At 72.9% G+C, this 20,576-nt stretch carries 17 protein-coding genes; 8 read left to right on the plus strand and 9 right to left on the minus strand.

Annotated features, from left to right (window positions below; all coding sequences use genetic code 11):
- Window positions 1–131: 131 nt before the first annotated feature.
- Complete coding sequence (locus BMY61_RS28575; protein ID WP_042443277.1) at window positions 132–893, plus strand: S1 family peptidase; 762 nt, start codon at window positions 132–134, stop codon at window positions 891–893.
- Window positions 894–908: 15 nt separating this feature from the next.
- Here BMY61_RS28575 and BMY61_RS28580 read toward each other — a convergent pair whose 3' ends face one another.
- Window positions 909–1,529 carry an L-threonylcarbamoyladenylate synthase gene (locus BMY61_RS28580; protein ID WP_042443274.1) on the minus strand — a complete coding sequence of 207 codons (621 nt, stop codon included), beginning with the start codon at window positions 1,527–1,529 and terminating at the stop codon, window positions 909–911.
- A gap of 137 nt (window positions 1,530–1,666) precedes the next feature.
- Between BMY61_RS28580 and BMY61_RS28585 the strand changes: the two genes are divergently transcribed.
- Window positions 1,667–2,281, plus strand: coding sequence for a TIGR03086 family metal-binding protein (locus tag BMY61_RS28585; RefSeq protein ID WP_042443272.1), 615 nt, complete (start codon window positions 1,667–1,669; stop codon window positions 2,279–2,281).
- Here BMY61_RS28585 and BMY61_RS28590 read toward each other — a convergent pair.
- The 4 genes from BMY61_RS28590 to BMY61_RS28605 all read right to left on the minus strand — a co-directional run bounded on the left by BMY61_RS28590 (window position 2,254) and on the right by BMY61_RS28605 (window position 5,898).
- Window positions 2,254–2,478, minus strand: a complete 225-nt coding sequence (locus BMY61_RS28590; protein ID WP_042443267.1) for a hypothetical protein — start codon at window positions 2,476–2,478, stop codon at window positions 2,254–2,256. The genes BMY61_RS28585 and BMY61_RS28590 overlap by 28 nt on opposite strands.
- Before the next feature lie 155 nt (window positions 2,479–2,633).
- Window positions 2,634–2,849, minus strand: a complete 216-nt coding sequence (locus BMY61_RS28595) for a DUF3040 domain-containing protein (RefSeq protein WP_042443265.1) — start codon at window positions 2,847–2,849, stop codon at window positions 2,634–2,636.
- A gap of 112 nt (window positions 2,850–2,961) precedes the next feature.
- The gene (locus BMY61_RS28600; protein WP_143094563.1) at window positions 2,962–4,698 is read right to left on the minus strand and encodes a methyltransferase; all 1,737 of its coding nucleotides are present in this window, start codon (window positions 4,696–4,698) and stop codon (window positions 2,962–2,964) included.
- 33 nt (window positions 4,699–4,731) lie between these two features.
- Window positions 4,732–5,898, minus strand: coding sequence for a 4-hydroxybenzoate 3-monooxygenase (locus tag BMY61_RS28605; RefSeq protein ID WP_042443263.1), 1,167 nt, complete (start codon window positions 5,896–5,898; stop codon window positions 4,732–4,734).
- 295 nt (window positions 5,899–6,193) lie between these two features.
- Here BMY61_RS28605 and BMY61_RS47950 point away from each other — a divergent pair, with 295 nt between their 5' ends.
- Window positions 6,194–8,077 carry a putative Ig domain-containing protein gene (locus BMY61_RS47950; RefSeq protein ID WP_063773185.1) on the plus strand — a complete coding sequence of 628 codons (1,884 nt, stop codon included), beginning with the start codon at window positions 6,194–6,196 and terminating at the stop codon, window positions 8,075–8,077.
- Between the two features lie 76 nt (window positions 8,078–8,153).
- Here BMY61_RS47950 and BMY61_RS28615 read toward each other — a convergent pair whose 3' ends face one another.
- The gene (locus BMY61_RS28615; RefSeq protein WP_042443258.1) at window positions 8,154–8,741 is read right to left on the minus strand and encodes an isochorismatase family protein; all 588 of its coding nucleotides are present in this window, start codon (window positions 8,739–8,741) and stop codon (window positions 8,154–8,156) included.
- A 114-nt stretch (window positions 8,742–8,855) separates the two neighbouring features.
- Between BMY61_RS28615 and BMY61_RS28620 the strand changes: the two genes are divergently transcribed.
- Window positions 8,856–9,818 carry a GlxA family transcriptional regulator gene (locus BMY61_RS28620; protein WP_143094572.1) on the plus strand — a complete coding sequence of 321 codons (963 nt, stop codon included), beginning with the start codon at window positions 8,856–8,858 and terminating at the stop codon, window positions 9,816–9,818.
- Window positions 9,819–9,946: 128 nt separating this feature from the next.
- Here BMY61_RS28620 and BMY61_RS28625 read toward each other — a convergent pair whose 3' ends face one another.
- A complete protein-coding gene (locus tag BMY61_RS28625) occupies window positions 9,947–11,650 on the minus strand; it encodes a SulP family inorganic anion transporter (protein WP_042443254.1) in 1,704 nt (567 codons plus the stop codon).
- 338 nt (window positions 11,651–11,988) lie between these two features.
- On the opposite strand from BMY61_RS28625, the gene BMY61_RS28630 reads away from it, so the two are divergent.
- From BMY61_RS28630 to BMY61_RS28645, 4 genes are all read left to right on the plus strand, one after another.
- On the plus strand, window positions 11,989–12,252 hold the full coding sequence (locus BMY61_RS28630) for a hypothetical protein (RefSeq protein WP_042443252.1): 264 nt from the start codon (window positions 11,989–11,991) through the stop codon (window positions 12,250–12,252).
- Window positions 12,253–12,352: 100 nt separating this feature from the next.
- On the plus strand, window positions 12,353–13,183 hold the full coding sequence (locus tag BMY61_RS28635; protein ID WP_042443251.1) for an HlyD family efflux transporter periplasmic adaptor subunit: 831 nt from the start codon (window positions 12,353–12,355) through the stop codon (window positions 13,181–13,183).
- Window positions 13,180–15,405 carry an NHLP family bacteriocin export ABC transporter peptidase/permease/ATPase subunit gene (locus BMY61_RS28640; protein ID WP_236655878.1) on the plus strand — a complete coding sequence of 742 codons (2,226 nt, stop codon included), beginning with the start codon at window positions 13,180–13,182 and terminating at the stop codon, window positions 15,403–15,405. Before BMY61_RS28635 ends, BMY61_RS28640 begins: the two co-directional genes overlap by 4 nt.
- A 1-nt stretch (window position 15,406) precedes the next feature.
- Window positions 15,407–18,325, plus strand: a complete 2,919-nt coding sequence (locus BMY61_RS28645; protein WP_042443248.1) for an NHLP bacteriocin export ABC transporter permease/ATPase subunit — start codon at window positions 15,407–15,409, stop codon at window positions 18,323–18,325.
- Between the two features lie 23 nt (window positions 18,326–18,348).
- On the opposite strand, the gene BMY61_RS28650 is transcribed toward BMY61_RS28645, so the two are convergent.
- The gene (locus BMY61_RS28650) at window positions 18,349–20,019 is read right to left on the minus strand and encodes a penicillin-binding transpeptidase domain-containing protein (RefSeq protein WP_052438367.1); all 1,671 of its coding nucleotides are present in this window, start codon (window positions 20,017–20,019) and stop codon (window positions 18,349–18,351) included.
- 137 nt (window positions 20,020–20,156) lie between these two features.
- Window positions 20,157–20,498, minus strand: a complete 342-nt coding sequence (locus tag BMY61_RS28655) for a hypothetical protein (protein WP_042443246.1) — start codon at window positions 20,496–20,498, stop codon at window positions 20,157–20,159.
- Window positions 20,499–20,576 lie beyond the last annotated feature (78 nt).

A 20,576-nucleotide genomic window follows, 5' to 3' on the forward strand; every position in this document is an offset into this window, starting at 1 on the left:
GAGGGCGTTCGCGCAGGTCAGAGCGGTGGAAACGTTCCACCGTCCCGGGCTGTCGTGATCTTGTGGTCAGGCCGCGGGCGGCGGCCTCATCGTGGTGGCGAAGGGACCGCCGAGAGGGAGAAGAGAACACGATGACGTCGATCACGCGACGGGTGGCCGGGCTGCTGACGGGTGCCGCCGCGCTGGTGGCTGCCGCGACCGTGCCCGCCGCGGCCGTGCACGGGGGGACGCAGGTGTCCGTCTCCGCCGCGCCGTACGCGGTGACGCTGGAGCTGCCGGGCGGACAGGAGTTCTGCGGTGGGTCGCTGATCGCGCCCACCAAGGTGCTCACCGCGGCGCACTGCGTCGTCAACGCGCCGAACCCGCTCCAGCTCACGGTCGTGTCCGGCCGGACGGACCTGCGCACCACCGCGGGCACCACCCGCCGTGTGGTGCGGTTCCAGGTGGACCCGGAGTGGAACGCCAACCGGTTCACCCACGACGCGGCCGTGCTCACCCTGGACCGCCCGCTGTCGTCCCCCACGATCCCGCTCGCGGGCGCCAAGGACACCGCCCTGTACGGCTACGGCCGCACCGCCACCGTCTACGGCTGGGGCTACACCGCGACCGGCGTCCCGGGCACGCACCTGAAGGCCGCGACGCTGCTGCTGGAGCCGCTCAAGGCCTGCGCACCCTGGACGGACCCGACCGACACCCCGCAGCTGAAGGTCTGCGGTCGGCCGCGTCCGAGCACGACCGACAGCGTCTGCCCGGGCGACTCCGGAGGCCCGCTGGTCGAGAACGGCGTGCTGATCGGCATCGTCTCGGCCGGCAACAAGTACTGCGACGGGCAGAACCCCGACTCGGTCTTCACCCGCGTCAGCACTGTCGCGCCGGAGCTCGGCCTGTCGTAGGAACGACGGCCGCGGCTACTCGAAGCGCGAGGTGTCACCGGCGCCCCGGCGGACGATCTCCGCGGCGCCGCTGGAGAAGTCGACCACCGTGGTGGGCTCGGTGCCGCAGTCGCCCGAGTCGAGGACCGCGTCCACCTGGTGATCGAGGCGCTCCTTGATCTCCCAGCCCTGGGTCATCGGCTCCTCCTCGTCGGGCAGCAGCAGCGTGCTGGAGAGCAGCGGCTCGCCCAGCTCGGCGAGGAGCGCCTGGGTGACGACGTGGTCGGGGATGCGGACGCCGACCGTCTTCTTCTTGGGGTGCAGCAGCTGCCGCGGCACCTCGGCCGTGGCCGGGAGGATGAAGGTGTAGCTACCGGGAGTCGCGGCCTTGATCGCACGGAACACGTTGTTGTTGATCTGCACGAACTGGCCCAGCTGGGCGAAGTTCTGGCACACCAGCGTGAAGTGGTGACGGTCGTCCAGCCGGCGGATCGACCGGATCCGGGCCAGGCCGTCGCGGTTGCCGAGCTGGCAGCCGAGGGCGAAACACGAGTCGGTCGGATAGGCGACGAGCGAGCCGGACCGGATCAGGTCGACCACGTTGTCGAGGATGCGGGGCTGGGGATTCTGCGGGTGCACGTCGAAGTACTTCGCCATTCGCCGAGCGTACGGGATCAGGCCCTGAACCCACCCGCATCACGGCTCTCGTCCACCCTCCTGGGTGTGAACCGGTCCTGACCGGGAAGTCTCATGGCCCGGGCGCAGACCCGGTGCACGAGGCGAGGAGTGACGGCATGGTCACCTACCGACGGGACGACGCACACGCGCTGCCGCAGAACTACACCGCAGCGCTGGACCTCTTCGGGCGGTTGGTCCGCCAGGTCGATCCCGGGCAGTGGGGCCTGCCGACGCCGTGCCGGCGCTGGACCGTGCGCGATCTGGTGCACCACGTGACCGTCCAGCACCTGTGGGTGCCGCCGCTGCTCGCGGGGGTCCCGGCCGCGGTGGTCGACGACCGGGTGGACGGGGACCGGCACGCGGAGGACCCGGTGCTCGCCTGGAAGCGGGCGTCCGCCGAGGCCGAGGAGGCCGTCCACACCAAGGGCGCGCTCGACCGGCCGGTCACCCTGTGGACGGGCCCGGCGCCCGCCACGCACCTGTGCAGCCAGCTGGCCATGGACACGGTCGTGCACGCCTGGGACCTGGCCCGTGCGATCGGCGCCGACACCCGGCTGCCGGACCCGCTGGTCTCCTTCGCGCTGCGCGAGCTGTCCGGCTACGCCGACCGGCTCGCCGCCTCCGGCCTGTTCGACCGGCCACGGCCGGTGCCGGCGCACGCCGACTCGCAGACCCGCCTGCTGGCGCTGACCGGCCGGGACGGTCAGACCGGGGTGGTCACCTCGTCGTAGGCGGCCCAGCAGGACGGGCAGCGCCCCTCCATCCGCACGTCGTCGATCAGCAGGATCTCCTGGAGCTCGCCGACGGGCGAGGTGAGCCGACCGCACAGGCCGAGCAGGCTGCCGTGCCGCACCACGTGCCAGTGGTGTCCGTTCCGGGCCATCTCACCCGGCTGGTGCTCGGCCCTGAGTTCGTACTGGCTGCTCATGTCTCCCTCTCCACGCCTGATGACCCGCGTCTGCCCCGGCGGCGCCGGCTCACACGTCCGCGCGGGCCTCCGCGATCGAGTCGAGTCACAGAAATCGAGAGCGGAGCCGCAGCACGCACTCCCCCGCGCCGACGGTCTCCGTCACCCCGAACCGCTCACCCGCCCGCAACGGCCTCACCGCCCGCTCCTCCCGCTTCGCCGCCGTCCCCGCACGCGCTGGAACGCCGACGGGGCAGCCAGCGCCGACGGCGGGGCCGCATGCTGCGCAGGGCGAGGTCGAGGGCCTCGTCCTGGCCGCGCAGCTGCTCCTCGATGAAGGCCAGGGTCCGTCGCTCCCGCTGGGTGAGGACCGGGCCGTCTCGTCGCTCCACGAGGCACCTCCTCGCATCCGTGTCCGCGCGCCTGCCCCGTCTGCGCGGACTCATGCAGCCGGTGTGAGGCCGCCGCCCGCACCCCGGAACCCGCCGTCACGCCGGGTCCCCCCTACGCGTGCGAGGGCGCCGACGCGTAGGGCCTGGGCAGCAGCGCCCTGCGGGCGTGCAGGACGCTGCCGTCCAGCGGCAGCGGGCCGCGGCCGACGAGGGTGAGCCCGGCGGCGGCGAGCAGGCGGGCGTAGTGGTCGGCGGTGCGCTCGCGGCCGCCGACGTTGCACATCATGTGCAGGTCCCAGGCGGTGGCCAGCGAGGGGGAGCCGTCGGCCGGCAGGACGCGCTCGACGACCAGCAGGTCGGCGTCGGCGGGCATGGCCCGGGCGCAGTGCCGCAGGATCTCCACGCAGCGCTGGTCGTCCCAGTCGTGCAGCACCCGGGACAGGACGTAGACCTGGGCGCCCGGCGGCACGTCCGCGAAGTCCCCGGCGACGTAGGCGCAGCGGGTGCCGCACCCGGCCGCGTCGAGGGTGCGCCGGGCGGCGGCGACGGCGTGCGGGCGCTCGAGGAGCACCCCGCGCAGCCGCGGGTGCGCGGTCAGCAGGCGGCCGATCAGCTCGCCGTTGCCACCGGCGATGTCGACGACGGTACCGGGGGTGGGCGCCTCGCCCGCGGCGGTGACGACAGGGTGCGCGGTGAGCGGCTCGAAGAGGCGTGAGCTGGCGGCCATGGACCGGTCGAACAGCTCGGCCAGCTCGGGGTGGCGGGCGAAGTGGTCGAAGTGGTTCTCGCCGAAGAGGTGGTCGAAGGCGACCTCGCCGGTCCGCACGGTGCGCCCGAGGTCCGCGAAGGACCGGTAGAACGGGCCGCCGTACATCAGGGCCAGCGGCCGCATCGAGCCGGGGCTGTCGGCGCGCAGCAGCGCGCCGACCTCGGTGAGCCGGAACGCGTTCCCCTCCTGCGCCACCACGCCGAGCATGGCGAGGTAGCGCAGCAGCCGGGCCAGGCTCTCCGGGTGGGCGCCGACGGTCGCGGCCAGGGCTTCGGGGGTGGTCGCCTCCTCCCGGTCCAGGCCGTCGGGCACCCGCAGGTCCGCGAAGGCGGCCAGGGCCTGCGTGGTCCAGGCACCGGTCAGCAGCCGCAGGAGCGTTTCGGCGGGCTGCCGCGCGCGGTGCTCGTCGAGGTGGGCGGCCAGCACCTCGCGGTGGTCGCCGGGGGCGTAGAGCTCGACCCGGCCGTAGCCGGCCTTGGAGTCGGCGGGAGCGGTGAAGTAGAAGACCGTGCCGTCCTCGTGCGGGTTGTAGCCGCCGCCGTCGGCGGCCGCGCCGTGGCGGGCGAGGATCGCGCGCATGCCGCGCAGCACCAGCGGATCGGGGCTGTCGACCTCGAAGGCGAGGTGCGCCTCGTGCTGGTGGGAACGCTCGCTCTCGGCGATCGGGGTGAGCACGGAGCCGCGCGGCACGTCGAGCGCGAACACCTCGACGGTGCGGTGCTCGCCCTGCGGGCCGGCCACGGGCGGGCGCAGGATCCGCACGTCCAGCTGCGCGGGCTCCCGCCCGTGCCGCGCGGCGAGGCGGTCACGGACGACGACGCTGGGCAGCGCGCCGACGTCCGACGCCAGCCCGCAGTCGGCCAGTTGGGCGCGGAGTGCCTCGTCCGACGGCGGGAAGAGCAGCAGCGCGGCGTGCGAGAAGCGAGAGCGGTCGACCAGAGCCCGCAGCTCCACTCCGTCGAGGCCGGGCAGCAGCAGGGCGAGCAGGGAGGCGGTGTCCTGCTCCCTGACGAAGTCGACTGTCGCGCGCAGGCGGGCGGCGTCGGTCGGGACCGCCGTCAGGGCAGGGGGCATCGTCATCTCGGTTCTCAACTCTCGGAATCGGAAGGGGCGTCAGACGCCGACGTAGTTCTCGGCGAACCAGTCCTGGTGGGCGCGCGAGGTGCGGAGCGACTCCAGCCGGGATCGCCGGAGCCCGTCGTGGAACAACGTTTCGCCGTCGGCCGCCGGCGTGCCGTGCAGGAGCTGGACCATCCAGTGCGAGAACTCCTGGGCCCGCCACAGGTGGGCCAGGCACGCGGCGGAGTAGTGGTCGAGACCGGCGGGGTCGCCGTGGGCGAGGTCGTCGACGAGCGCCCGCGCGAGGAGCTCCGCCTCCAGCACGGCGAGGTTGGCGCCCTTGGCGGCGGAGGGGGCGAGCAGACCGGCGGCGTCGCCGGCGAGGAGGAGCGAGCCGTGGCGCAGCGGTTCGAGGACGTCGGACTCCAGGTCGACGACGGTGCGCTGGACGATCCGGCCCCGGTGCAGGGCACCGTGCTCGGCGGCGCCGAGCCGCAGCTCCAGCTCCTCCCAGATCCGCTCCTCGGACCAGGCGTCGGCCGGGAGGCCGCGCTCCCACTGGAGGTAGTAGCGGGTGACCTCGGGGGTGCGCGCCATGTGTCCCGCGAAGCCGCGCGGGTGCACTGCGTAGCCGACCGCGTCCAGGCTCGGCGGCGCCTCGGCGAGCAGCCCGAGCCAGGAGACGCCGTGGTCACGGTGGTGACGGCGGACCGCGCCGGGCGGCAGGGAGCGCCGCGCGGCGCCGCGCCGGCCGTCGCACCCGGCGACGTAGCGGGCGTGCCACCGCTCCGACCCGCCGTCCGGTTCCTGAACCGTGACGGAGGGCCGGTCGCCGTGGGCGTCGAGCACGGCGAGGGCCTTCGTGCCAAAGCTGATCCGTCCGCCCGCGTCGAGGTAGTGCGCCAGCAGGTCAGCGACGAGCTCCTGCTGCGGGTAGACGGTGTGCCGCTCGCCCCGGCCCAGGGTGCCGTAGTCGAGGCGGAACCGGCCGCCCTCGGTGCGGAACTCGCAGACGGCGTGCTGCGTGCCGCGCCGGCGCAGGCCGTCGGCGAGGCCGTGGCGTTCCAGGATCCGTACGGTGTTGGCGGCGAGGTACCCGGCCCGTGCGCGGGCGTGCAGGTCGGCCTGCTCGGCCCGCTCCAGGATGGCGCAGTCGATCCCGTTCGCGTGGAGGAGGTTGCCGAGCACCAGCCCGGCGGGCCCGGCTCCGAGGATCACCACGTCGGCGGTGGTGTCCGTTCGAGTTCTCTGACTTGGCGTCACAGGGAGTCGATCATAAGGACCGGATTGTCCCTACCCGGACAAGATTCACCCGTATGCACCCGGAAGCTCGCAATTCTGCGCAATCCGGTACCGCCCCGGCCGTTCACCTGACTCATAGCGAACACACAGCAAGTGAACTTCCGCGTAGGAGTGGCGGATTCCTCTTGTCATGCTCACGCGCGGGCAGCACCGTGTCCGAGGCGGCCTGATCCGGTCGCCACGCAGCGATTCGGGAAGCCTTCGGGAGACCACCGTGAACCGGAAGATCCGAACGGCCGCAGTCACGCTCGCGGCCACGGCCGCGGCGTTGGCCGGCCTCACCGCGCCCGCCATGACGGCCGCGCACGCGGCCACGTCGGTGCCGCACTTCGACCACGTCCTCGTCGTGATCGAGGAGAACCACGCGTACAACGAGATCATCGGCAGCTCCTCGGCGCCCTACATCAACAACCTCGCCTCGCAGGGCGCGGTGTTCACCCAGTCCTTCGCGGTCACCCACCCCAGTGAGCCCAACTACCTGGAGCTCTTCTCGGGTTCGACCCAGGGCACCACCTCCGACAGCTGCCCGCACACCTTCTCCGGGCCGGACCTCGGCGGCGAGGCCCTCGCCGCGGGCGACAGCTTCACCGGCTACTCCGAGTCGATGCCCTCGGACGGCTACACCGGCTGCACCAGCGGTGAGTACGCCCGCAAGCACAACCCCTGGTCGTTCTTCTCGGACGTGCCCGCGGCCGACAACCGCACCTTCGGGGCCTACCCGAGCGACTACACCACGCTGCCGAAGCTCGGCTTCGTCGTCCCGAACCTGCTCGACGACATGCACGACGGCACGATCCAGCAGGGCGACAGCTGGCTGCAGAGCAACATCGACGGCTACGCGCAGTGGGCCAAGACCCACAACAGCCTCCTCGTCGTCACCTGGGACGAGGACGACTCCAGCGAGAGCAACCAGATCCCGACCCTGATGGTCGGCGCGGGCGTGACGCCGGGTCAGTACAGCGAGAACATCACGCACGACAACGTGCTGCGCACCCTCGAGGACAGCCTCGGCGTGGCGGCGACCGGCAACGCCGCGAGCGCGACGCCGATCACCGACGTGTTCGGCGGCACCCCCGCGAACACGGTCACCGTGACCAACCCGGGCACGCAGTCCTCCACCGTCGGCACCGCCGCCTCGGTGCAGGTCGCCGCGAGCGACTCCGCCTCCGGCCAGACGCTCACCTACGGCGCGACAGGCCTCCCGGCCGGCCTGTCGATCAACTCCTCGACGGGCCTGATCTCCGGCACGCCGACCACCGCCGGCACCTCGACCGTCACCGTCACCGCCACGGACCCGACCGGCGCCTCCGGCTCGACGTCCTTCACCTGGACGGTCAACGCGCAGCAGACCGAGACGGTCTCGGTCACCAACCCGGGCAACCAGACCGGCACCGTCGGCACCGCCGTCTCCTCGGTCCAGGTCTCCGCGAACGACTCGGCCGGCAAGGCGCTGAGCTACTCGGCCACCGGTCTCCCGGCGGGCCTGAGCATCTCCTCCTCCGGTCTGATCTCCGGCACCCCGACCGCCGCGGGCACCTCCAACGTGACCGTCACCGCGACCTCCGGCACCGCGTCCGGCTCCGCGTCCTTCACCTGGACGGTCAACCCGAGCGGCGGCGGCTGCACCAGCCCCGGCCAGAAGCTCGGCAACCCCGGCTTCGAGACCGGCAGCGAGTCGCCCTGGACCATGACCTCGGGCGTGCTGAACAACGACACCACCTCCGAGCCCGCCCACAGCGGCAGCTGGGACGCGTGGCTGGACGGCTACGGCGCCGCCCACACCGACACCCTGGCGCAGTCCGTGGCCGTCCCGGCCGGCTGCAGCTCGACCTTCTCCTTCTGGCTGCACGTCGACTCGGACAAGACCGGCACCACCGCGAGCGACACCCTCAAGGTCCAGGTCCTGAACAGCGCGGGCACCGTCCTGTCCACGCCGGGCACCTACTCGAACCTCAACGCGGCCTCCGGCTACACCCAGTACTCCTTCAACCTCTCCGCCTACGCGGGCCAGACGGTGACGCTGAAGTTCACCGGCGTCGAGGGCTCCGGGGCGCAGACCAGCTTCGTCGTCGACGACACGGCGCTGAACGCCTCCTGAGCACCTGAGCACCACCCTTCGAACCCGACACGGCCGCTACCCCCGGCGGCCGTGTCGTCTCGTTTCTCACGGTCCCTCACGCCAGCGCGGACCCGTGGGCCACGACCACGCCGTACAGGTCGTGCACGGTGGCCAGCGCGGCCTCGTGCAGCTGCCGCGCGGACACCGCGCCGACGGGCGTGTCCAGCGCGCGGGTCGCGCAGGCGTCGGCGACGACCGTCACCCGGTCGCCGCGCAGGAACGCGCCCTGAGCGGTGAACGCCACGCACAGATGGGTCATGAACCCGGCGACGATCACGTGATCGCGAGCGGCCGCGTCGACGAGCTCGGCGAGCTCGGTCTCCAGGAAGGCGTTCGGCGCGGTCTTCACCACCGTCGGCTCACCCTCCGCCGGGGCGACGGTTGGGTGGATCCGGCCGATCTCGGCCCGGATGTCGTACGGCGTGCCCGGGCCGCCGTCGTTGACGACGTGGATCACCGCCGCGCCGGCCGCACGGGCCCGGGCCAGCAGCTCGGCGCCCGCCTCCAGCGCCTCCTTCCAGCCGTCGAGCTCCATCACGCCCTCGGTGTAGGTGTTCTGGTAGTCGATCAGGATCACCGTGGAGTCGGCCAGTCGCGCCGGGGTCGCGTCGAAGCTGTTGAGGTCACGCAAGGTCGTCGTCATGGCTTCGACGCTACGATCCGGGCGGAGGATCGGACAATGTCGTCCGACTTGCAGATACGGACATGGAAGCGAAGGAACGCGCAGGTGGGAGCGGTCGCACGACGCCTGGTCATCATGGTGTTCGAGGGGGTGGACCTGCTCGACGTCACCGGTCCGCCGGAGGTCTTCGCACTGCTGCAGCGCGAGACGGCGGACGCGGCCGGCTACCAGGTGCTGCTGGCCGCGGCCACGCTGGAGCCGGTGCGTACCGCCGCCGGGGTGCGCATCCTGCCCGACGTGACCTTCGCGCAGGCGGCCGAGCGCCGGATCGACACCCTGCTGGTCCCCGGCGCCGTCGAGATGGACCCGCAGCGGCGCGTACGCGCCCTGACCGATCCGGAACTGGTTTGGCACGTCAAGGAGTTGGCGGCGCGTTCGCGACGTGTCGCCTCGGTGTGCGTCGGCGCCCACCTGCTGGCCGCCGCCGGGCTGCTGGACGGCAAACGGGCCACCACGCACTGGTCCACGGCGGACCAGCTCGCCCAGGAGTTCCCGGCCGTGACGGTGGACGCCGACCCGATCTTCATCCGCGAGGGCCGGGTGTGGACCGGCGCGGGCATCACCGCCTGCCTGGACCTGTCGCTGGCGCTGGTGGCGGAGGACTTCGGCGAGGCGGTGGCGCTGCGCGTGGCCCGGCAGTTGGTGATGTACCTGAAGCGGGAGAGCGGTCAGAGCCAGTTCAGTGTGCCGACGGAGCCCGCGGCCACCACCACCCGCCGCGTGGACGAACTGCGCCACCACATCCTGCGCCACCTGGACGCCCCACTGACCGTGACCGACCTGGCCCGCCACGCCAGCATCAGCGAGAGGCAGTTGGCGCGGGTCTTCAGGACGGAGCTCGGCGTCACCCCGGCGGCGTACGTGGAGTCCGTCCGTCTGGAGGCCGCCCGCAACCGGTTGGAGGCCACCGACGACACCCTGGAGCGCGTGGCCGCCTCCTGCGGCTTCCACACCGTGGACACCCTGATCCGCGCCTTCCGCCGCGGGCTGGACACGACACCCACGGAGTACCGCAGGCGGTTCCGCACCCTGGGGTGACCGCCCGGACCGGGGCATCCACTACGGCGTGACCAGGCGGGCGACGGCCTCGCGGTTCGCAGCGGCGGTGGCCGGCGTAGCGGGCTTCGGCTGGTAGGACATGCGTAGGGCTCCTTCGTCGTGCGGGGTCACTTCGAGGGGGCGCCGAGCGGCGCGTGGCTGAAGGCGTCGACGGCGTCGCCGACGGTGTCGAAGATGCGGCCCGGGCCGAGCTGCCTGCCCAGGCGGCTGGTCCCGATGAACTCGCGGGTCCACACCCGTGGGCGGCCGATCCACAGGTCGGCGTCGTGGTGCGCGAGTTCCTCGCGCAGCTCGCCGATGGTGTCCAGGACCTCGACGCCGAACCGGTAGCTCGCCGTCAGGTCGAGCACGACGACGCGGGCCCCGGCCTGCACCGCGAGGTCGACGACGGCGTTCTTGACCCGGGACGCGTTGCCGAAGAAGAGCGTCCCGTCGGGGCGGGCGACGAGCAGACCGGGCGTGGTGACGGCTTCGTCGTGCTCGTCGGCGTCCGCGTACACCGTCGTGCCGGGGAGGTGGCCGAGGACGGAGACCTTGGGGCGGCTGGCGGCGGCGATGAAGAGCAGCAGCGAGAGCAGGACGGCCAGCAGCAGGCCGGGCAGCAGGTCGAAGACGAGGACACCCATCAGCGCGGTCGCCGCGACGGCGAAGCTGGGTCGGTCGCGCTCCCAGTAACGGCGCATCTCCTTGACGTTGAGGAAGCCGCGGACGGCGACGACGACGATCGCGCCGAGGACCGGCTCGGGCAGGTCGGTGAAGAGCGGCGTGAGGAACGCTCCGGTGATCAGCACCAGCACGGCGGCGACCACCGAGACCATCGGGCTGCTACCGCCCGCCGACTCGGCCGCGGCCGAGCGCGAGGCGCTGCCGGAGACGGCGAAGCCCTTGAACAGGCCGACGGCGGCGTTGGCGGCGCCCATGGCGGTCATCTCGCGGCTGGCGTCGACCTGGTCGCCGTGCTTGCGGGCGAAGCTGCCGGCGATGGAGAAGCCCTCGGCGAAGCAGATCAGCGCGACGCCCATGGCGCCGCCCGACATGGAGACCCAGTCGTGCAGCGGCATGCTCGGCCAGGCCGGGGTGGGCACCGCGCGTGGGATTCTGCCGACCACGTCGACGCCGTGGTCCTTCAGGTCGAGCGCGGCGGACAGGACGATCCCGGCGACCAGGACGATCAGTGCGGCGGGCAGCCTGGGCAGGAACCGTTCCAGCACCAGCAGCGCCACGATCGCCAACGCGCCGACCAGGACCGTGGCCCCGCTCCAGGCGCCGATCTCGGACAGCACGTGCCACAGCCGCTGGAAGAAGTTGCCGTCCCCCGTCGACTGCCCGGTGAGCTTGGACATCTGCCGGACGATCATGGTCAGCGCCATGCCGAACAGGAAGCCGACCAGCGCCGGTTCGGCGAGGAAGTCGGCGATGAAGCCGAGCCGGCACAGGCCCGCGACGATCAGGGCCGCGCCCGCCATCAGCGCGAGCGCGGCCGAGAAGACCGCCGCCTTGTTCGGGTCGGTGGTCAGACCGGAGACCGTCGCCCCCGAGAGCACGGAGGCGGCGGACGTGGCACCGACGATCAGGAACCGGGAGCTCCCGAAGAGCGCGTAGGCGAGCAGCGCGATCGGGGCGGCGTAGAAGGCGTTCTGCGGCGGGACGCCGGCGATCTGCGCGTACGCGACGCACTCCGGCACGATCAACGCCCAGGCGGTGGCCGCCCCGAGGGAGTCCGGGCCGAAGCGCTTCCACCGGTACCGCGGGAGCCAGCCCCCGACCGGCCACCGTCGCCCCGCCCGTTGCCCGGGGATCGTCTCCGCCATCAGCCCTCCCTCGTGCCCACGTCCTCTCCATCCTTTGGGCACTCCTGCGGACCGCGACGCCGGTGGGCCGGACGGGTGACGCACATCCGGACACACCGCCCGCGCCGGGACATCACGACTCGCACGCAACCCTCCCGGGGTCTTTCACAGCGTCGCCACCAACGCCCGCGATTCATGGACGATCATGAATGCGAACCGCCCGGAATGTTCACAGAAAATCCGGGCCGACCTCGGTGGACATATATCCGAGCAGACTGGTTGGATCATCACAGGAAAGGGAGCCGGGAATTTCGGTTCCCCCTGTTGGAAATACCCAGAGCATTGAGAGGAAAGTACTCATGCGCAGCGACTTCACGCCTCAGGTCGAGACCCGCGAGATCGACGACACCGACCTGGACGGCGTGGCCGGCGGCATCGGGCTGGGCGCCGGCATCGGCATGAACAGCGGCCTCGGTGCCGGTCTGCACCTGTCCGGCGTCTCCGACACCCTGGGCGCCGTCGGCAACGCCCTCCCCGTGGGCGGCCTGGTCAGCACCGTCACCGGCCTCACCGGCACCACCGGCACCGTCTCCGGCCTGACCGGCCTGCTCTCGGGTATCTGACCCGGATATCCGATAGCCGGGCGGAAAAGCCCGGATCCAGGCCCTGGGACGCTTTTCGTGCCCAGGGCCTGAATCACGTCCTGGATTGAGGAAAAACCCTGTGCAGTTTCGGCAGAAAGCCCTTGCCAAACAGCGGTCGCCCGAGGACCTCCAGGTGCCCGCACAGCTGGCCCGGCCGCAGGGGCGGTTCGTTCTCCTGGTCACGGCGGCCGTGCTGGCCGCCGCCGGCTACTGGGCGGTGACCGGAACGATCGCCACCCGGGTGAACGAGCCAGGGATCCTCGTCCACGCGGAAGGCAGCTACGTCCTGCAGAGCCCCGTGGCCGGACAGGTCGTCGCCGTCTACGCCCGCGAGGGCGACACCCTGGCCGCGGGAGCCCCGCTCCTCGGCGTCCGGACCGGTCCCCGCCAGAAGCTGCAGACGGTGCGGACGGTCGCCGCCGGCCGGGTCGGCACGCTGGTGGCCGCACTCGGCTCGGTCGTCGCGACCGGCTCCGACGTGGCGACGGTGGAACGCGTCACCGGCCCGGACGAGCCGCTGGTCGCGGTGGTGTACGTGTCGGCGGACAGGGCCGCCGCCATCCCGGCCGGCGCGGCCGTGGACCTCACCGTCCAGTCCGTGTCCGTCCAGCAGTACGGCCTGCTGCTCGGGCGGGTCGCCCAGGTCGGCAGCAGCCCGCAGTCGCCGCAGCAGATCGCCGCCTTCCTCGGCAGCGACCGGCTCGGCCAGGCGTTCGGCGGCCAGGACGGACCGGGCGGACAGGACGGGAAGGTGGCCGTCGTCGTCCGGCTGGAACGGTCCGCGGCGACGGCGTCCGGCTACGCCTGGACCTCCGCCGAGGGCCCGCCGGGCCCGCTGCGCTCCGCCGTCCTGGTCAGCGCCGCCGTGCAGTTGCCCGGCCGGCACCCGATCGACTGGATCCTGCCGTGAGCCCCCGACACGGCGACGCGCCGACCCAAGGGCGGCGCCGCGCCGCCCCCGCACCCCGCACCAGGCGTCAGCGGACGGTGCGCACCCCCACCGTGCTCCAGATGGAGGCCGTCGAGTGCGGCGCCGCCGCACTCGCCATGGTGCTCGGCCACCACGGTCGGCACGTGCCGCTCGAGGAGCTGCGGCTCGCCTGCGGCGTCTCCCGCGACGGCTCGCGCGCCGGCAACGTGCTGAAGGCCGCCCGTCGATACGGCCTGACCGCCAAGGGCATGCAGATGGAACCCAGCGCCCTGGCGACCGAGGTGCACGCACCGGCCGTGCTCTTCTGGGAGTTCAACCACTTCGTCGTCTACGAGGGCACTGTCGCCCGGCCCGGCCGGCACGGGGTCCGGCTCAACGACCCCGCGAGCGGACGCCGGTTCGTCGACGCGGAGGAGTTCGACACGGCCTTCACCGGCGTGGTGCTGACCTTCGAGCCCGGCCCGGGCTTCCGGCCCGGCGGCCGACGGCCGGGCGTGCTCAGCGGCCTGCCCGCACGGCTGCACGGCACCCGGGGCACCACCGCGGCGGTGCTCGTGGCGGGTCTGCTGCTGGTCACCGTCGGCGCGGTGGTGCCCGCGCTCAGCCGCACCTACATCGACGACTTCCTGCTGGGCGGCCGGACCGAGGCGCTGCCGGTGCTGTTCGCGGCGCTGGCCGCTTCGGTGCTGCTGACCGCCGTGCTCACCGGCGTGCAGCAGGCCAATCTGCTGCGCGGCCGGATGATCGCGTCGACGCTGACCAGCGCGCGGTTCCTGCGCCACCTGCTGCGGCTGCCCGTCCCGTTCTTCGGCCGACGCAGCCCCGCCGACCTCGTCCAGCGCCTGCAGTCCAACGACTCGGTGGCCGAGACCCTGGCCCGCGACCTCGCCGCCGCCGCGGTGGACACCGTGGTCGTGCTGCTCTACGCGGTGCTGCTGTGGACCTACGACCCGCCGCTGACCCTCCTCGGCGTCGGCGTCGCCCTGCTCAACGTGGCGGCGCTGCGGCTGGTGGTGCGGCTGCGGGGCGCGGGCGTGCAGAAGCTGCGCGCGGACAGTGCCCGACTGACCAACACCTCCTACAGCGGGCTCCAGTTGATCGAGACGATGAAGGCCACCGGCGGCGAGACCGGCTTCTTCCGGCGCTGGGCCGGACAGCACGCGGTCACCCTCACCGGCGAGCAACGGCTCGGCCTGCCGAGCGCGGCGCTGGCCGTGGTGGCCCCCACCCTGGCCGCGCTGAACAGTGCGCTGATCCTGCTGATCGGCGGGCTGCGCGCGGTGGACGGCCGGATCTCGGTCGGGCTGCTGATCGCCTTCCAGGCCCTGGTGGCGAGCTTCACCGCGCCCGTCACCCGGCTCAACGCGGTGGCGGGCCGGGCGCAGGACTTCGCCGCCGACGTGGCCCGGCTGCGGGACGTCGAGAACTTCCCCGTCGACCCGGTGTTCGCGCGGTCCCGGTCCGGCGGCGGCGCGCGCCGACTGAGCGGGCACGTGGTGCTGCAGGAGGTCACCTTCGGCTACAGCTCGCTCGACGAGCCGCTGCTGCGCGGCTTCTCACTCGACGTCGGGCCCGGCCGCCAGGTGGCGCTCGTCGGCGGGTCCGGCAGTGGCAAGTCCACCGTGTCGCGGCTGATCTCCGGACTCCACCTGCCGTGGAGCGGCGCGATCAGCATCGACGGCCGACCGCTCGAGGAGATCCCGCGCACCGTCCTGACCGCCTCGGTCTCCTTCGTCGACCAGGACGTCTTCCTCTTCGAGGGCACCGTGCGCGACAACGTGGCGCTCTGGGACCCGTCCATCTCCGACGAGGCGGTCACCGAGGCGCTGCGCGACGCGGCCGTGCTCGACGCCGTCCGCGCGCGGGCGGGCGGCATCCACGGCCGGGTCGAGCAGGACGGCCGCAACTTCTCCGGCGGGCAGCGGCAACGGCTGGAGATCGCCCGCGCCCTGGCGCGCCGGCCCAGCGTGCTGGTCCTGGACGAGGTGACCAGTGCCCTCGACGCGGAGACCGAGCAGCTGGTCATGGACAACCTGCGCAGGCGCGGCTGCGCGTGCGTGGTCATCGCCCACCGCCTGAGCACGGTGCGCGACAGCGACGAGATCGTCGTGCTGGAACGCGGCGTCGTCGTCGAACGCGGCCGCCACGAGGAGCTGCTCGCCACGGGCGGCGCCTACGCGCGACTGGTCAGGGAGCACTGACGTGACCTCCGTTCACCCGCCGGTCCACGCCGACGCCTCGGGCCTCACCACCCTCGCCACCCTCGGCACCCTCGGCACCCTCGGCACGCCGGTCGACTGCACGGGGCTGCGGCGGCTGTCCCTGGAGGGGCCCGACGTGGTCTGGCTGGTCGTCGCGGGGGCGATGGACCTGTTCGCCGTCGACGAGGCGCTGCAAGGCCGTTGGCAGCCCCTGGGTCGGCTGGAGCCGGGGGAACTGCTGCCCGGTCCGGCGGTCGGCCCCCGGCACACCCTGGTCGGCCGACCCCTGCCGGGCTGCGTGCTGCACCGGATCCAGCTCCGGGAGCTCTTCTTCCACCCCCACCACTCCCCCGAGTGGTCCGGCTACGGCGCCGGCGGCCTGCTGTCCCCGCTGGAGGACGCCTTCGCACAGGGCGTCGGCCACGGACTGCGGTTGCTCTTCGAGGCGTGTGCCGACGGATGGGACTTCCGGGAGTTCGCCGACGAGGACATCCAGTGGCTGTCGCTCGCTCCCGGCAGCCTGGTCCACGGGGCCGTGCACGGTCACGCGACGGCACGCGACCTGTTCATCGAGCCGACGACCTGGCAGCGGCTCGTCGACCAGCAGAGCCGACTGCTGTTCGCCCTGGACCGCTGGATCGACGAGCTCGAACGCGCCCACCAGGACCGGGCGGAGGCCGGCGTCCAGGCGGGCGCGGCTGCCCGTGCCCAGGCCGACCGGGCCCTGCTCACCTCCCTCAGCGGATCGCCGCGCGACCGCTCCCAGCGCAAGCGCTCGGACCACGACCGCTCGGACCACGGCCGAGGCGGCGACCGGTCCGCAACGGCCCCCGCCACCGACGACGCCACGCTCACCGCCTGCCGCCTCGTCGCGGCGGCGGCCGGGATCGTGATCACCACGCCCGTCACCGGTGCCCCAGCCGAGGACGGCGCGGACGGCGCGGACGACCGGCAGTCGCCCGTCGAGCGCCTCGCCACGGCCTCCCGCTTCCGCACCCGACCGGTGCGGCTCTCCGGGCGCTGGTGGCGCGAGGACGCCGGACCGCTGCTGGGGTTCCGGGCCGGCTCCGGGGCCCCCGGCGCGCTGTTGTGGCGCCGTGGCGGCTACACCTGGGTGGACCCGACCACCCGCCGCCGCAGCCGGATCTCCGAGAGCAACGCCGACCACTTCGCACCCGAGGCCCTGCTCTTCCACCGGCCGCTCCCCGAGCAGCCACTGACCCTGTGGCGACTGCTGCGGTTCAGCCTGCACGGCACCCGGGCGGACCTGTACCGCCTGGTGCTCAGCGGTCTGGTGGCGGTGGCTCTGGGCACGCTCGTCCCCCTCGCCACCGGGCAGGTGCTCGGCACCTACGTGCCGAACGCCGAGAGTGACGCCGTCGTCCGCACCTCGGTGGCGATCCTCGCCACCACCCTGGTCTCGGCCGCGTTCCTGCTGATGGAGAACGTCTCGATCCTGCGCCTCGAGGGACGCGTCGAGGCCACCCTGCAACCGGCCGTCTGGGACCGGCTGCTGCGCCTGCCGACCCGGTTCTTCGCCGGGCGCTCCACCGGGGAGCTGGCGTCGGCCGCGATGGGCATCAGCGCGATCCGCCGGATCCTGTCCGGGGTCAGCTCGGTGGCCGTGCAGGCGGGCACCGTCGCCGTGGTCAACCTGGTCCTGCTGCTCGGCTACAGCGTCCCGCTGACGCTGGCCGCGCTCGCGGTGCTGGTGGTGATCGGGGCGGTCTTTCTCGGCCTGGGGCTCTGGCAGCTGCGCCACCAGCGGGCGTTGACCACGCTCACGAACAAGCTCAACAACCGCGCCTTCCAGACCCTGCGCGGCCTGCCCAAGCTGCGCGTCGCCGGGGCGGAGGACTTCGCCTACGGGGCCTGGGCGACCGAGTTCGCCCGCAGCCGCGAACTGCAGCGGCGGGTGGGCCGGATCCGGAACCTGACCACCGTGTGCAGCGCGGTCTACCTGCCGCTGTGCATGCTCGGCCTGTTCGCGCTGCTGGCGGGGCCGGCCCGGGGCGCGCTCTCCGCCTCCGGCTTCCTCACCTTCGCCTCCTCGCTCACCATGGTGCTCACCTCGGTGACCCAACTGACCGGCTCCCTGCTGGCGGTGGCTGCAGCGCTGCCGCTCTTCGAGCAGCTGCGGCCGGTCCTGGACGCGGCCCCCGAGGTGCCCGGCGGCAGTGCGCTGCCCGGGACCCTGTCCGGCGCGATCGAGGTCGCCAACCTGTCCTTCCGCTACGACGAGGACGGCCCGCTGGTCCTGCACGACCTCTCCTTCCGCATCGAGCCGGGCGAGTTCGTGGCCGTGGTCGGCGCCAGCGGGTGCGGCAAGTCGACGCTGCTGCGGCTGCTCGTCGGGTTCGAGCGACCCACCACCGGCGCCGTGCGCTACGACGGGCAGGACCTCGCCGGTCTCGACCGGGCGGCGGTGCGCCGCCAGTTGGGCGTGGTGCTGCAGGACGCGCAGCCGTTCGGCGGCTCGATCCTGGACTGCGTGCGCGGCACCGAGCCGCACACCGTCGAGGAGGTGTGGGAGGCCGTCGCGATGGCCGGCCTGGCCGAGGACGTCAGGGCGATGCCGATGGGCCTGCACACCGTGCTGGCCGACGGCGGGGGCACCGTCTCCGGGGGCCAGCGCCAACGCCTCATGATCGCCCAGGCCCTGGTCCGGCGCCCGCGCATCCTCCTGTTCGACGAGGCCACCAGCGCCTTGGACAACGAGACCCAGGGCATCGTCACCGCCGCCACGCGCGCGCTGCACGCCACCCGGGTGGTGATCGCCCACCGGCTCTCGACGGTGATGGACGCCGACCGGGTGCTCGTGCTGTCGCACGGGCAGATCGTCCAACAGGGCACGCCCGCGCAGCTGCTGGCCGAAACCGAGGGGCTCTTCCGCGAGCTGGTCCGCCGCCAGCTGGGCTGACGACGGACCGTGGTGGGTCCGGGTCAGCCCGCCAGCAGCACGTCGCGGGCGACGTAACCGGCCGACAGGACGCCCTCCTTGCCGCCGATGACGAGCGCGTCGACGGCCAGGTGGTTGGCGGTGTCGTAGGCGGCGAACCAGCCGTTGGTGCCCGTCGCGGTCTCCGCGGTACCGGTCTTGGCGCCGCCGTTGATGCCCGTCATCCGCGGCTCCGCGGTGCCGTAGGAGGCGGTCGCCGTGAGCAGCATCATCTGCCGCAGCGCGGACGCGGTGGCCGTGGTGATCGGGCGCTTGGCCGACTGCTGCGCCAACCCGGGCACCAGGATCGGCTGGTGGAAGGCGCCGTCGGCGATGGTCGCCGCGACCGAGGCCATGGCCAGGGTGTTCATGGTCACCCGGCCCTGCCCGATGGACTGCGCGGCCACCTGGTTGGTGCTGCCGCCCTCGTCCGGCACGTTGCCGTCGGTCGTCGGCACGCCGATGTTCCAGTCGCCGATGCCGAACACGTCCTGGGCCTCCTCGCGCAGGTCCCCGGAGTGCAGGTGGGCGGTGGCGGCGTCGATGAAACCGGTGTTGCAGGAGATCGCGAAGTCCTTGGCGATGTCGGCCTTCGGGTCCATCTCGTTCTGGAAGTTGTGGAAGGTCTGACCGTTGATCACGGTGCTCTTCACGCACGGGGACGAGGAGGCGGGGGTGAGGCCCGCCTTGTCGAAGAGTGCGGCCGAGGTGATCATCTTCATCGTCGACCCGGGCGCCGCGGCTCCGTTGAAGGCCGCGTCGCCGCCCCGGAAGGCCATCGCCCGGATCTCGCCGGTGGTGTAGTCGATCGCGACGACGTCGGACGGCATGGTGCCGATGTGGGAGTCCTTCACCGCCCGCTCGGCGGCGGCCTGGAGGCCGGCGTCCAGCGTGGTACGGATCGTGCCGGACACGGCCGGGTGGATCACCCGCAGCACCTTGGCCGTGGCGGTCCCGCCCTCCTGCGTGATCGAGACGCCCCGGCCGGGCGTGCGGGTGGCCTTGCCCGCGTAGCGGGTCTGCAGGGCATGCAGCACCCCGGCGAGCGAGGGGTAGGCCTTGCCGGTCAGCACCACGCCGTGGCGGTCCTCGACCTTCGCCGTGGTGGCCGGGATGCTCCCGTAGGTCAGCGACTGGCCGCTCTGCAGCCCGGGGTAGAGCACCGAGGGCGCCCAGTGGACCAGCGGCTTGCCGTCGACGACCACCACGTCGGCCGTGCCGGTGTAGTCGAAGCTCCCGCCGCCGCCGAGGGCGGCGGTCGCCTTGAACGAGGTGCGCAGCGCGTCCGCGACCGCCGGGTCGGGCGTGCCGGCGGCCACCCCGGTGAACGAGACGGCCGTCGTGTGCAGGCCGAGACCGTAGGTCTGCAGAGCGGGCTGGGCGGCGGTGGGCTGGTCGGTGTCCTGCGCGGCGGCGGTCGTGTCCGCGCCGGCCCAGGAGGCGAGGAACGCCTGCGTCGCCGCCACCGCCTGCACGGCCGTGGGCTGGGTGACCACCGGCACGTGGGCGGCGGGCTTGGCCGCGGGCTGCGAGGCGTGCGCGTAGGCAAGGGCGGCCACGGTCCCGGCGCCCCCGACGGCCACCGCGGCGATCGAGGCGATCAGCCACTTCCTGCTCCGCCGCCGGGAGGCGCGGTCGTCCCCCGACCACGTGGGCATGTCGAGGTCGCGCTGCATGATCTCCCCGGAGGACTGGGTGCGGACGGGCGCAGAGGCGGAAGGAAGCAGGTAGATCGTATGGGGCTTTCCGGAACGCCCGTCACCCACTCCCGGATTGTGGACGTTTCGTTACACGCCGTCACGGCTGCGGGTCGTCACGGCTGGGGTGGGGCGTCCCAGCGGTAGAGGTCGGGCATGTTGTGCCGGCCGCCGTCGTTCTGGTTCACGATCTCCGCGTTGGCCGTGTAGGAGGTCCCGTCCTTGAAGACCACCACGCAGCGCAGGTGGGCGGTGTCGCCGCGCATCGTGTCGCGGACGTGCGGGGTGCACGACACCGAGGCCACCGGCCGATGGTCGACGTTGGTGATGTGGTTCTGGATCGCCGTCTGCAGCTCGTAGTAGGCGTCGGTGTTCGGTCCGCACCCGGCCGCGCCCGCGAGAGTGAGGAGCGTCGCCGCCGAGGCCAGGATCCGTCCGCCGGTTCGGGCCGTCGTCATCACGCACTCCTGGTCGTTCGGTCGTCGTTCCGTCGGGGGCGCGGCAGAGCGTAGCGCGATCGGGGTACGCCGTCCGTC

Origin of the sequence: Streptacidiphilus jiangxiensis (assembly GCF_900109465.1) — a bacterium.
GTDB lineage: Bacteria > Actinomycetota > Actinomycetes > Streptomycetales > Streptomycetaceae > Streptacidiphilus > Streptacidiphilus jiangxiensis.